A 12,247-nucleotide genomic window follows, 5' to 3' on the forward strand; every position below is an offset into this window, starting at 1 on the left:
GCACCCTGCAAGAACGGGGCCGGAAGAACGAGGGAAGAGACATGACCCAACCCAACCTCAAATTCTCCCTTGGAGAATATGAAGCGCGGCTTGCGAAGACCCGAAAGGCGATGGAGGCGAAAGGCGTCGACCTCCTGATCGTGAGCGATCCTTCCAACATGGCCTGGCTCACCGGCTATGACGGCTGGTCCTTCTACGTGCATCAGGCGGTCATCGTGCCGCCTACGGGCGAACCGATCTGGTTCGGCCGCGGCCAGGATGCGAATGGCGCGAAGCTGACTGCCTATCTCGATCACAAGAATGTCGTCGGCTATCCCGACCATTACGTGCAGTCGACCGAACGCCACCCGATGGACTATCTCTCGGGCATTCTCGCCGATCGCGGCTTTGGTTCGCTCAGCATCGGTGTCGAAATGGACAACTACTGGTTCTCGGCGGCCGCCTTCGCCTCGCTGCAGAAACACCTGCCCAATGCGCGTTTCAGCGACGCCACGGCGCTGGTGAACTGGCAGCGTGCGGTCAAGAGCGAGACCGAGATCAAATACATGCGCAACGCGGCGCGGATCGTCGAAGCCATGCATCAGCGCATCTTCGACAAGATCGAAGTGGGTATGCGCAAGTGCGACCTGGTGGCGGAAATCTACGATGCGGGTACGCGCGGCGTCGACGGCATCGGCGGCGACTATCCGGCGATCGTGCCGCTTCTTCCTTCCGGCGTCGAGGCATCAGCGCCGCATCTCACCTGGGACGACCGGCCGATGAAGCGGGGCGAGGGCACCTTCTTCGAAATCGCCGGCTGCTACAACCGCTATCATGTGCCGCTGTCGCGCACGGTGTTCCTGGGTAAGCCGACCCAGGCCTTTCTGGACGCCGAGAAGGCGACGATCGAGGGCATGGAGGCAGGGCTCGCCGTGGCCAAGCCGGGCAACACCTGCGAGGACATCGCGAACGCCTTCTTCGCCGTGCTGAAGAAATACGGAATCGTCAAGGACAACCGCACGGGCTACCCGATCGGTCTTTCCTATCCGCCGGATTGGGGCGAGCGCACGATGAGCCTGCGTCCGGGCGACAAGACGGAACTGAAGCCGGGGATGACATTCCACTTCATGACGGGGCTCTGGCTCGAGGATATGGGGTTCGAAACCACCGAGAGCATTCTCATCACCGAGAGCGGTGTCGAGTGCCTCGCCTCCGTGCCGCGCAAGCTGATGGTCAAGGACTGAGAGCATGAGGGAGCACCACTTGCGGCCGTCGCCGATCAGCGCGACGGTCGATTTCGAGGCCAATGGCGTCCAGCACGGCTTCCTGCGCCTTCCCTATAGTCGCGATGATTCCGCGTGGGGTTCGGTAATGATTCCGATTACCGTGGTCAAGAACGGGCAGGGCCCGACTGCCCTCCTCACGGGCGGCAATCACGGCGACGAATACGAGGGGCCGATCGCGCTCTTCGATCTCGCCCGCAAGCTGGATGCGGCCGACGTCGAAGGAAGGGTGATCATCGTTCCGGCGATGAATTACCCGGCCTTCCAGGCGCAGACGCGGACGTCGCCGATCGACAGGGGCAACATGAACCGCAGCTTCCCGGGGAGGCCGGATGGAACGGTCACCGAGAAAATCGCGGATTACTTCCAGCGTGTCCTGCTGCCGCTCGCCGACATCGTGCTCGATTTCCATTCGGGCGGGAAGACGCTCGACTTCCTGCCTTTCTGTGCGGCGCACATCCTGCCCGACAAGGCCCAGGAAGCGAAAGCTTTCGACTTCGTCCGGGCATTCGGGGCGCCCTATTCCATGAAGATGCTGGAGATCGACGCGGTCGGAATGTACGATACCGCGGCCGAGGAGATGGGCAAGATCTTCATCACGACGGAGCTCGGCGGTGGCGGTTCGGCGACTGCCCGGACCGCTTCAGTCGCAAAACGCGGCGTAGCGAATGTGCTGAGGCATGCCGGGATACTCAAGGGCGAGATCGAGGCGGAACCCACCAAATGGCTGGACATGCCCAGCGACGATTGTTTTGCTTTCGCGGAGGATGGCGGTCTCGTCGAGTTCCTCATCGACCTTGGCGCCGCAGTCGACCGCGGCGCAGTGATCGCGTGCATCTATCCGATCGGACGCACCGGTGTCGCACCGATCGAGGTTCGAGCCAAGATGGATGGCGTTCTGGTGGCCCGACATAACCCCGGGCTGATCAAGTCGGGCGACTGCTGCGCAGTCCTGGGTGTCGAGGTATAGATCTAGTCCAGCCCGGAGTCGTAGGACTTCTTGCAAGGGACCCGCCTCCGGACTTGCTCCGGACGGCGGGTCTTTGCCTGTCTGCGAAGCGCAAATGCGGCCTGCACGATAATTGGGCATGACGTGGCGGGTGGCCCAATATTTGGCCATGCCGGCAGGGTGCATGAAACGCGCGCCGGCTAATCTTTTGAATTCTCTCCCGCCTTCCGCGGATTTCGGTTTGGCACGCTGCTTGCATCCAATGTTTTGAGCCCGAGCAAGCCACCGGTGGCGCCCAATGTCGCGCGCCATGAGCAAGGTTGCCGGAGAGGATCGACGCGCCCCTTTGGGTGAGTGCGATGCCTGCTCGCGGCTATTCCCATGATCAACGACGCGTATCGCGCGAGCTATCGCGCAGGGAGATATCATGTCCGCTCTTCACCAGACGCAGTCGACCTATAAGGGCGCATCAGGACGCGCCTTGTGGGTCTCAACGGGTGCATTTACGGTCTGTTTCGCCATATGGACCATTTTTTCGATCATCGGCGTGCGCATAAAGGATGAACTCGGCCTGAGCGAAGCCGAGTTCGGGCTCCTGATCGGCATGCCGATCCTGACCGGCTCGCTCGTCCGCATCGTGCTGGGCATCTGGACCAGCCGCTATGGCGGCCGCCTCGTCTACACGATCACCATGCTGGCGGCCGCACTCGCCACCTTCCTGCTCGCTTATGCCGCGACCTATCCGCAGATGCTCCTTGCAGGGCTCGGCGTCGGACTGGCGGGAGGCTCCTTCGCCGTTGGGGTCGCCTATGTCTCGCCTTTCTTCCCGCCGGAAAAACAGGGCACGGCTCTCGGGATATTCGGTGCCGGCAACGTCGGAGCCGCTGTCACGAAATTTCTGGCGCCATTCGTTCTCGTCGCCTTCGGCTGGCAGGCCGTCGCGCAGGTCTGGGCGGCCGCGCTCCTTCTCACGGCGGTTGTCTTCTGGCTCTCGACGGAAGACGATCCTCAGTTCCGTGCCCGCCGCGATGTTGGTGCACCCAGGAAGAGCTTCCTTAGCGAATTCGAGCCACTCAAGAACGTTCAGGTCTGGCGCTTCTCGCTCTACTACTTCTTTTCCTTCGGTGGTTTCGTGGCGCTCGCGCTCTGGCTGCCGCGCTATCTCGTCGGCGTCTACGGATTCGACATCGAGGCCGCCGGCATGATCGCCGCCGCCTATTCCATTCCCGGCAGCATCTTCCGCGCCTATGGCGGCGCTTTGTCGGACAAGCTCGGGGCCCGCAAGATCATGTATGCGATGTTCGCCGTGTCTGCCGTCGCGACGGCCATTCTGTCGATACCCGCAGGTGGGGCCGGCGGTGCGATGCCGATCCTGGTGACCCCGGTGGTCTTCGTCGTCGTGACCTTCGTGCTCGGCTTCGTGATGAGCCTCGGCAAGGCGGCGGTCTACAAGCACATACCCGTCTATTATCCCTCCCATGTGGGCGCCGTCGGCGGCATCGTCGGCATGATGGGCGGGCTCGGTGGCTTCGTCCTGCCGATCGCCTTCGGCTTCCTTAAGGATGTGACCGGTCTTTGGTCCAGCTGCTTCATGCTGCTCTTCGTCATCGTAGCCGTCTCCATGGTGTGGATGAATGTCTCGATCCGGCAGATCAAGCGCGAGGCCGACCGAGGTCTTCCGGCCGGCGCACTTGCGCGATAGCGTTCGGATCGTCGCTCCGCGGGGCCGTCGTGGTCCGGGGATCCATGCGTCGCGATATCCACTTCCCCTGCAGGGATAGCCAATTCCCTGCCGACTGCCCGGCATTCTGCCGGGCATTTTTGTTGGAAGGCGGAACTTGTCGTGAGGCGGCCAGCGGTCACCGTTGACACGAACGCAAGCACGAGTAATGTGTAGCGATTGGTATGACCACTTGGCCACTTGGCCGCAGGTCGCCTCAACGGGGATCATGATGTTCTCTGCCGTGGAATCGCGTCGCCTCTATCGCCAGGTGGCGGATCAGATGCGAGCCCTGATCGAACGGGGCGAACTGGCGCACGGGTCGCGGCTTCCGGCGGAGCGCGAGCTGGCGCAGATGTTCGGCGTTTCGCGACCAACCATCCGAGAAGCGCTGATAGTGCTCGAAGTGGAAGGCTTCATCGACATCCGCATGGGTTCGGGCATCTATGTGACGGCGCGTCCGGCGCCGGCGGCCGATGCGCCGCCCGAGGATTTCGAAGGCCCTTTCGAACTGCTGCGGGCCAGGGCCGTGGTCGAATGCGCCATCGCCGAGGAAGCGGCGCGGCTGGCACGCCCGGAGCATATTTCCGTTCTCGACGACAATCTTGCCCGGATGGCCGCCACACTCGAGGATCGCCGCCTCGCGCTTGCGATCGATCGCGAGTTTCACGTCATCGTTTCGAGCATCATCGCCAATGCGACTCTGAACCGCTTCGTCGGCAGCATCCACGACATGCGCATGACGCCCTATTTCGAAAAGCTGGCGAGCTATTTCGAAAACACCGAGACCTGGCGGGCTGCGATGGAGGAGCATCGCGTCATCCGCGACGCGATCGCGCTCGGGGATCCCGCCGCCGCGCGCGCAGCCATGCGGGCGCATCTCGACCAGTCTCAGCTTCGCCTGTCCGCGAGCTTCGATGAGGAGCCGTCAGACAGCACGATACCCGCCGCGTGGAGGCGCGTCGGGCGGTAATCCACACAGCGACGATTTCACCTTGGGAGGAAAAAGATGACGATCAGACTGTTGACGCTACTCGGTGCCACCGCGACCATCCTGGCATCGGCCCTATCGGCTCATGCCCAAACGGCGCTCAAATGGGCCCATGTGTACGAAACGTCGGAGCCGTTCCATACCGAGTCCGTCTGGGCGGCGGAAGAGATCGCCAAACGCACCGAGGGGCGTTACAAGATCGACGTGTTCCCGGCGTCGCAGCTCGGCAAGGAAGCGGATATCAATCAGGGCCTGAAGCTCGGCACCGTCGATATCATCATTTCGGGCTCGAGCTTCGCCGCGCGCGATTATGCGCCGATCGGCGTCACCTATTTTCCCTATATCTTCCGCGACCCCGCCCATATGATCGCTTATACCAAGAGCGACGTATTCAAGCGTCTGGCCGCGGGATATGAAGAGGCCTCGGGCAACCACATCACCGCCGTCACCTATTACGGTACGCGCCACACCACATCGAACAGGCCGATTGCCAAATGCGCCGACATGCAGGGCCTGAAGATGCGTGTGCCGGACGTTCCGGCCTATCTCGCCATGCCGCGGGCCTGCGGTGCCAACACCACCCCGATCGCCTTTGCCGAGGTCTATCTCGCGCTCCAGAACGGCACAGTGGAGGCTCAGGAAAATCCGCTGACGACGATCGAGGCGAAGAAGTTCTTCGAAGTGCAGAAACATATCGTTCTGACGGGCCACATCGTCGATCATCTGAACACGGTCGTTTCGAAGAACCTCTGGTCGCAGCTCTCCGATGCCGACAAGCAGATTTTCACCGAGGTGATGCAGGAGGCGGCCGTGCGTGCCACCAAGATCATCGAAGAGCGCGAAAAGGAGCTCGTGGCCACCTTCAAGGAGCGTGGCATCGAAGTGACCGAGGTCGACAGGGCCGACTTCGAGAAGACCGTCAATGAAAAGGTGAAGCTCGAAGACTTCGGCTACAACAAGGAAGACTGGGAGGCCATCCGCGCCATCAAGTGAACCACTCTCGCCGGCTCGCCCTCAATGGCGGGCCGGCGTTTCGTTTTTCCAGACGCCGGATGATGCCATGTCCCAGGAAGTCCATTTGCAAACGACGCCCGAAGAAATCGCCCATGCCTTCGACGAGGCTCCGCCAGCCGCGGATCTCTCCAACTATGCCTTCGAGGATTGGGTGACGCTCGCCGTCTTCTGGCTGATGGCCGGATGCGTGTTCCTGCAGTTCTTCACGCGTTACGTGCTCAACGACTCCTATGCCTGGACGGAGGAGATCGCCACGAACTGCCTGATCGGCGTCGTGTTTCTGGGCTCCGTGATGTGCGTGCGGCTGTCGCGCCACATCCAGGTCGACGTGCTCTACCATTATCTGCCGCCGACCGTCGCCCGTACCCTGGCGATCTTCGTGGATCTGGTGCGTATCGTCTTCTTCGCCTATGCCTGCTGGCTGATGTGGCGCTACGTGGCGATCGTCGCCCACGAACGTATGGTCACCGTCGACCTGCCGCGCAACATCGTCTTCTATAGCGTGATGGCCGGTTTCGTGCTGATGCTGATCCGCTCCATCCAGGTCTTCGTGGCCAATCAGCGCCGCGGCTATTCGGTTCTCGAAAAGCCCGAAGAATTCCACAAGGTCGAGGACTGATCCCCATGCTCCTGCTCGTCGGTTCCTTTCTCGTCCTCATGCTGGTCGGCGTTCCCGTCGCCATCTCCATGGCTGCAGCGTCGGTCCTCTATCTGGTTTCCTACAATGTCGCGCCCGACATCATCGCGGCGCAGCGGATGATTGCGGGCGTCGAAAGCTTTCCGTTGCTTGCGGTGCCCTTTTTCATCCTGGCCGGCAACCTCATGAACTCCGCCGGCGTCACCGGCCGCATCTATTCCTTCGCGGTCGCCCTTGTCGGCTGGATGAAGGGCGGGCTGGCACAGGTCAACATCGTCGGCTCGGTGATCTTCTCGGGCATGTCGGGCACCGCGCTTGCGGACGCCGCCGGTATCGGGACGATCGAGATCAAGGCGATGAAGGATCACGGCTATCCGGTCGATGCGGCGGTCGGTGTTACCGCCGCTTCGGCGACGCTTGGCCCGATCTTCCCGCCGTCGCTGCCCTTCGTCATCTACGGCATGATGGCGAACGTCTCCATCGGGGCGCTGTTCATGGCCGGTGTCGTGCCGGGCGTGGTGATGACGGTGCTGATGATGCTGACGGTGGCGATCTTCGCCTATAAACGCGGCTGGGGCTCGGATACGCCTTTCGAAATGAAGCGGCTGCTTGCGGCTTCGCTCGAGGTCGTGGTCGTGCTTGCCGTTCCGCTTCTCATCTATCTTCTGATGGCGGCCGGACTGTCGATGAACCTTGCGGTCGGCATCGCACTCGTGGTGCTGCTGGCCCTCGACTGGTATTTCGACTTTTCCGCCGTCATGGCGCTGATGACGCCCATCATTCTGATCGGCGGCATGACCATGGGGTGGTTCACGCCGACGGAAGCAGCCGTCGCCGCCGTGATCTGGTCGCTGTTCCTGGGTCTGGTACGCTATCGCACGATGACGATGTCGACGCTCGCCCGTGCGACCTTCGACACGATCGAGACGACGGCATCGGTGCTCTTCATCGTCACGGCGGCGTCGATCTTCGCATGGCTCCTGACGGTCAGTCAGGCCGCGCAGATGCTCTCCGGCGCGATCCTGACGATCACCGACAACAAATGGGTTTTCCTCATCCTGGTGAACCTTCTGATGCTCTTCGTCGGCTGTTTTCTCGATACGATCGCGGCAATCACCATATTGGTGCCCATCCTTCTGCCATTGACCGCCCAGTTCGGAATCGATCCCGTGCATTTCGGCCTGATCATGACGCTCAACCTGATGATCGGCCTGCTTCACCCGCCGCTCGGCATGGTGCTTTTCGTACTGTCGCGGGTGGCGAAGCTCTCGGTCGAGCGGACGACGATGGCGATCCTGCCATGGCTTGTGCCGCTGTTCATCGCTCTCATTCTGATCACCTTCGTTCCGGCTGTGGTATTGTGGCTGCCGCAGTCAGTGGGACTGATCCGCTGATGTCGGGAGCACCCATGCGCACACGCCTTGCCCGGCTTTACGGCCCACGCGATCTTCGGCTGGAAGTCGCCGACGTTCCTGCGCCGGGGGATGGCGAGGTGCTGTTGAAGATGGCCGCAGGCGGCATTTGCGGCTCGGACCTTCACTATTACCAGGACGGGGGATTCGGGCCCGTCCGGGTTCGTGAACCGATCATACCCGGCCACGAGGCCTCGGGCCGCGTCGCGGCGCTCGGGGCCGGCGTCTCCGGCCTTGCTATCGATGATCTGGTGGCGGTCAATCCGAGTCAGCCTTGCGGGACCTGCCGCTTTTGCGGCGAAGGGCTCCCGGTCCACTGCCTCGATATGCGCTTCCTGGGCAGTGCAATGCGTCTCCCCCACACGCAGGGCATGTTCCGCGATTGGCTGGTGGTTCCGGCCGTCCAATGTCATCCCGCGGGCTCGCTGGTCAGCCCCGGCGAGGCAGCCTGCGCCGAGCCGCTGGCGGTCTGTCTTCACGCGGTCGCCCAGGCCGGCGAAATCAGCGGGAAGAAGGTACTCGTCACCGGAGCGGGGCCGATCGGCGCGCTCGTGGTGGCGGCGGCGCGCCATGCGGGAGCCGATGAGATCGTCGTGACGGATCTGGCCGATGCGGCACTCGACAGGGCGAGAGCCATGGGCGCGACCCGCACCGTCAATGTGCGTCGCGATCCGGCTGGGCTGGCCGCCTACGAGGCCGACAAGGGCCAGTTCCACGTGGCCTTCGAATGCTCGGCCGCCGAACCGGCACTGCGCAGCGCGGTCGCGGCAGTTCGGCCGCGCGGCACGATCGTGCAGGTCGGCGTGACGGGCGAAATCAACCTGCCGCTCCATTCGCTGGTCGGCAAGGAGTTGCGGCTCGTCGGATCGCAGCGGTTCGACCGAGAATTCGCCATTGCCATCGCGCTCATCTCTAATCGCCGGATCGACGTGCGGCCGATCATTTCCCATGAGTTTCCAGTCGACGAGGCGGTTCGGGCCTTCGAGCAAGCCGGCGATCGATCCGCTGCATGCAAGGTGCAGCTGACATTTCTTTCCTGAGGAGTTCACATGCGACATACATGGCGTTGGTTCGGGCCGGTGGACCGGGTGAGCGTTCAAGATGCAGCGCAAGCCGGTGCGCACGGGATCGTCAGCGCGCTGCACCATATTCCGACCGGCGACGTCTGGCCCGTTGAAGAGATCGGGAAGCGGCAGGAGGAGGTCCGCGCAGGCGGGTTGGAGTGGGAGGTTGTGGAAAGCGTGCCCGTTTCCGAGTCCATCAAGACTCAGACCGGTCCCTGGCGCGAGCACATCGCCAATTGGCAGGAAACGCTGCGCCGTCTTTCATCCGCCGGCATCCACACGGTTTGCTACAATTTCATGCCGGTCCTCGACTGGACCCGCACCGATCTGCGCTGGACCGCGCGCCACGGCGCCAAGGCGATGCGCTTCGACCGCATCGACTTTGCGGCCTTCGACCTCCATCTCCTTGAGCGGCCGGGCGCTTACGAGGACTATGACGCGCCGACGGTGGAGGCGGCCGAGCGGCGGTTTCGTGAAATGACCGAGGAGCGGCGGCTCGCGCTCTCCCGCAATATCGGCGCGGGGCTTCCCGGCTCCGCCGACGGTTACAGTCTGCCGCAGCTTCGAGAGCATCTGCGCACCTATGACGGCGTCAGTCGCGAAAAACTGCAGCGTCACCTGGTAGAGTTCCTCGCGGAAGTGACGCCGGTGGCGGAACGGGCGGGCATCAACATCTGTGCCCATCCCGACGATCCGCCCTGGGCGCTGCTCGGCCTGCCCCGCATTCTCTCGAACGCCGAAGATTACGCCTTCATGCTGCGGGAAGTCGACAGCCCGGCCAATGGCGTCACCCTCTGCACGGGTTCTCTCGGCGCCCTTGCCGCCAACGATCTGCCGGCCATGGCCCGCCAGTTCGCGTCCCGAATTCATTTCGTCCACCTGCGCAACGTCCATCGCGAGGAGGAACGGACACCCTGTTCCTTCTACGAGGACGAGCATCTGCAGGGCGACACGGACATGGTGGCGGTCATTGCCGAACTGCTCAAGGAAGAGCAGCGGCGGCGCGCCGCCGGACGGTCGGACCACCAGATTCCGATGCGGCCGGATCACGGGCAGGAGATTCTCGACGACCTCTCCCGTGGGGCCCAGCCCGGCTATCCGGCGATCGGCCGACTGAAAGGGCTCGCAGAATTGCGCGGCATAGAGCGGGCTCTCTCGCACGCGACGTATGGTCTGCCTGCCGCGAGAAGTTGATCCTTGCGCCGTAGCGTCCGGAAACCGGTCCATCGTGACAAGATGGATCGGCCGCGGCTGCGTGCCCGCAATCGAGTTCAACCCTTAGCCATCTTTCCGCCGGAATCACGCAAATTAACTCTCTGCAGTCGTGCGCCATTGACCGCGACACGTTCCGCGATAATTTTTCTGGGAATGGCAGGGTTGCATCGAAGATAGCGAACTGTAGCCTCAGGGGCTTGCTCGGGCGACACGGAACGGAAGGAAAGGCGAGGATGCCGGACGGCGATACGACACTGCCTGCTTCATCTTCCGTCGAGTCCGACTTTTTCGCCGGTTCCGACGAACTTGTCTCGCTTTATGACGCGAGTTTTCAGCTCGTCGAATGCACGCCGCGGCACAGACAGACCTATGCCGTCGATTCTCTCGTCGAGGCGTCCCTTTGGCACATCTATCCGGAACTGCTGGCGCCCGGACCGAAGTCCGCCGTCGAATTCGTCGTCGCAAGCGGATTGCCGCGAACCGTCGAGATTGCCCATGCATCGACCGGGAGCCGACGCACGCTCGTCATTTTCCGCAGTGCGCGCGGCATCGGGGTCGTCGAAGCTGAAAGCAGTTCCACCTACCGCGAAGCGTTCAGTCAGGGCGAGAGCGATCGTGCTCTTCTCCTGCATCAGGCGACCCATGACGTTCTCACTGGGTTGCCTAACCGGCGGCAGTTCAGCGATCAGCTGCGGGGCGCATTGCCTGTGCCTAACGGCGTCCGATTGGCGCTCATGCAGATCGACCTCGACGATTTCAAGCCGATCAACGACACATTGGGACACGGGGCAGGCGACGCCGTTCTCAAGATGGCGGCGGACCGGATCAGGAGCGTCCTGAGGGATCGGGAATTCGCCTACCGTCTGGCCGGGGACGAGTTCGCGGTCATTCAGTGGAGGGCCGATCAGCCGAGCGAAGCAGAACGTCTGGCAGACGCACTGATCAACGCGTTCAAGGAACCGTTCACGGTCGAGGGCATCAACGTCTTCGTCGGAGCAAGCGTCGGAATTGCCGTCGCGCCGGCGGACGGCAACGAGGTCGAGCAACTGATGAAAGCTGCCGATATCGCGCTTTATGCTGCGAAGAAGGACGGTCGGGGCCGGTCAAGCACGTTCAGCCGCTCGATGCTCATGGTGCTGGAACAAAGGGAAATGTTGCGCCGAAGCCTGCGCACCGCCCTTCAGGAGGGGCAGTTCTTCCTTGAATATCAGCCCTTGGTGAAGCCCTCCTCGGCGGTGGTCGGCTTCGAAGCCCTTTTGCGCTGGCGTCACCCACTGGTCGGCATCATCCCTCCGAGTGTCTTCATTCCGATGGCGGAAGCCGACGGTTTGATGAGCGACATCGGGCGATGGCTGCTGGAGCGGGCGTGCCGGGCTGCCATGGACTGGCCGTCCCACTTCACGATCGCCGTCAATCTCTCTCCCGCCGAATTCCTTCACGAGGGGCTTACGGACCGCGTGGCCCAGACGCTCGACCTGGTCGGCATGCGCGCAGACCGTCTCGAGCTCGAAATCACCGAGTCGGTGCTTCTGGAGCGTACGACCAACAACCTCGATACGCTCAATACTTTGAATGTATTAGGCGTGCAGATTTCGCTTGATGATTTCGGCACCTTCTATTCGTCGCTGAGCTACCTGAAGAATTTCCCCTTCGACACGATCAAGATCGACCAATATTTCATCAGGGACCTGGAAAGGGACGAGAAGAGCCAGACGATCGTGCGCTCCATCATCGCGCTCGCCCACGGCCTCGGCATGGATGTTACCGCCGAAGGAGTGGAGACCGCGGAGCAAGCAGCCTGGCTCAGGAATGAAGGCTGCGATCGCCTGCAGGGATATTTTCTGGGCATGCCGATGCGCGCGGAAGCGATAGCCGACTTTATCCGCAAAACGCCGGCCATCCCTGCGGCAGGTTTTCAACGAAGATGAGGGGGTCAATGCCGGGAATTATTTCGGGCAGTCATTGAATTTCGCGTCGCTTTTT

Annotated in this window: 10 protein-coding genes; all 10 read left to right on the top strand. The window is 62.3% G+C overall.

Going from position 1 to position 12,247, the window contains the following annotated elements; translation table 11 throughout:
* Positions 1-41: 41 nt before the first annotated feature.
* The 10 genes from doeA (at position 42) to BHD07_RS23085 (ending at position 12,192) form a co-directional block, all read left to right on the top strand.
* A complete protein-coding gene (gene doeA / locus BHD07_RS23040) occupies positions 42-1,223 on the top strand; it encodes an ectoine hydrolase DoeA (RefSeq protein WP_338283226.1) in 1,182 nt (393 codons plus the stop codon).
* A gap of 4 nt (positions 1,224-1,227) precedes the next feature.
* On the top strand, positions 1,228-2,232 hold the full coding sequence (gene doeB / locus BHD07_RS23045; RefSeq protein WP_338283227.1) for a N(2)-acetyl-L-2,4-diaminobutanoate deacetylase DoeB: 1,005 nt from the start codon (positions 1,228-1,230) through the stop codon (positions 2,230-2,232).
* Positions 2,233-2,638: 406 nt separating this feature from the next.
* Positions 2,639-3,913: an MFS transporter gene (locus BHD07_RS23050; protein WP_338283228.1), complete on the top strand. Its 1,275-nt coding sequence runs from the start codon at positions 2,639-2,641 to the stop codon at positions 3,911-3,913.
* A 250-nt stretch (positions 3,914-4,163) separates the two neighbouring features.
* Entirely contained in the window at positions 4,164-4,904 is a 741-nt protein-coding gene (locus BHD07_RS23055) for a FadR/GntR family transcriptional regulator (RefSeq protein ID WP_050563214.1), read from the top strand.
* A gap of 36 nt (positions 4,905-4,940) precedes the next feature.
* The gene (locus BHD07_RS23060) at positions 4,941-5,915 is read left to right on the top strand and encodes a sialic acid TRAP transporter substrate-binding protein SiaP (RefSeq protein ID WP_100672345.1); all 975 of its coding nucleotides are present in this window, start codon (positions 4,941-4,943) and stop codon (positions 5,913-5,915) included.
* A gap of 67 nt (positions 5,916-5,982) precedes the next feature.
* Entirely contained in the window at positions 5,983-6,555 is a 573-nt protein-coding gene (locus tag BHD07_RS23065; RefSeq protein ID WP_275598785.1) for a TRAP transporter small permease, read from the top strand.
* 5 nt (positions 6,556-6,560) lie between these two features.
* Positions 6,561-7,967 (top strand): TRAP transporter large permease, encoded by a 1,407-nt coding sequence (locus BHD07_RS23070; protein ID WP_100672343.1) that lies wholly within the window; start codon positions 6,561-6,563, stop codon positions 7,965-7,967.
* A gap of 14 nt (positions 7,968-7,981) precedes the next feature.
* On the top strand, positions 7,982-9,025 hold the full coding sequence (locus tag BHD07_RS23075; RefSeq protein WP_338283230.1) for an L-idonate 5-dehydrogenase: 1,044 nt from the start codon (positions 7,982-7,984) through the stop codon (positions 9,023-9,025).
* A 9-nt stretch (positions 9,026-9,034) separates the two neighbouring features.
* On the top strand, positions 9,035-10,243 hold the full coding sequence (uxuA, locus tag BHD07_RS23080) for a mannonate dehydratase (protein WP_338283231.1): 1,209 nt from the start codon (positions 9,035-9,037) through the stop codon (positions 10,241-10,243).
* A 254-nt stretch (positions 10,244-10,497) separates the two neighbouring features.
* Positions 10,498-12,192, top strand: a complete 1,695-nt coding sequence (locus tag BHD07_RS23085) for a putative bifunctional diguanylate cyclase/phosphodiesterase (RefSeq protein ID WP_338283232.1) — start codon at positions 10,498-10,500, stop codon at positions 12,190-12,192.
* Positions 12,193-12,247: the final 55 nt, after the last annotated feature.

The sequence above is a fragment of the Sinorhizobium sp. KGO-5 genome (assembly GCF_036245905.1).
Lineage (GTDB): Bacteria > Pseudomonadota > Alphaproteobacteria > Rhizobiales > Rhizobiaceae > Sinorhizobium > Sinorhizobium meliloti_A.

Coding starts and splice junctions, on each gene's coding strand:
- uxuA (WP_338283231.1), top strand. CDS start 9,035: ATGCGACATACATGGCGTTGGTTCGGGCCGGTGGACCGGGTGAGCGTT.
- doeB (WP_338283227.1), top strand. CDS start 1,228: ATGAGGGAGCACCACTTGCGGCCGTCGCCGATCAGCGCGACGGTCGAT.
- BHD07_RS23085 (WP_338283232.1), top strand. CDS start 10,498: ATGCCGGACGGCGATACGACACTGCCTGCTTCATCTTCCGTCGAGTCC.
- BHD07_RS23055 (WP_050563214.1), top strand. CDS start 4,164: ATGTTCTCTGCCGTGGAATCGCGTCGCCTCTATCGCCAGGTGGCGGAT.
- BHD07_RS23070 (WP_100672343.1), top strand. CDS start 6,561: ATGCTCCTGCTCGTCGGTTCCTTTCTCGTCCTCATGCTGGTCGGCGTT.
- BHD07_RS23065 (WP_275598785.1), top strand. CDS start 5,983: ATGTCCCAGGAAGTCCATTTGCAAACGACGCCCGAAGAAATCGCCCAT.
- doeA (WP_338283226.1), top strand. CDS start 42: ATGACCCAACCCAACCTCAAATTCTCCCTTGGAGAATATGAAGCGCGG.
- BHD07_RS23060 (WP_100672345.1), top strand. CDS start 4,941: ATGACGATCAGACTGTTGACGCTACTCGGTGCCACCGCGACCATCCTG.
- BHD07_RS23050 (WP_338283228.1), top strand. CDS start 2,639: ATGTCCGCTCTTCACCAGACGCAGTCGACCTATAAGGGCGCATCAGGA.
- BHD07_RS23075 (WP_338283230.1), top strand. CDS start 7,982: ATGCGCACACGCCTTGCCCGGCTTTACGGCCCACGCGATCTTCGGCTG.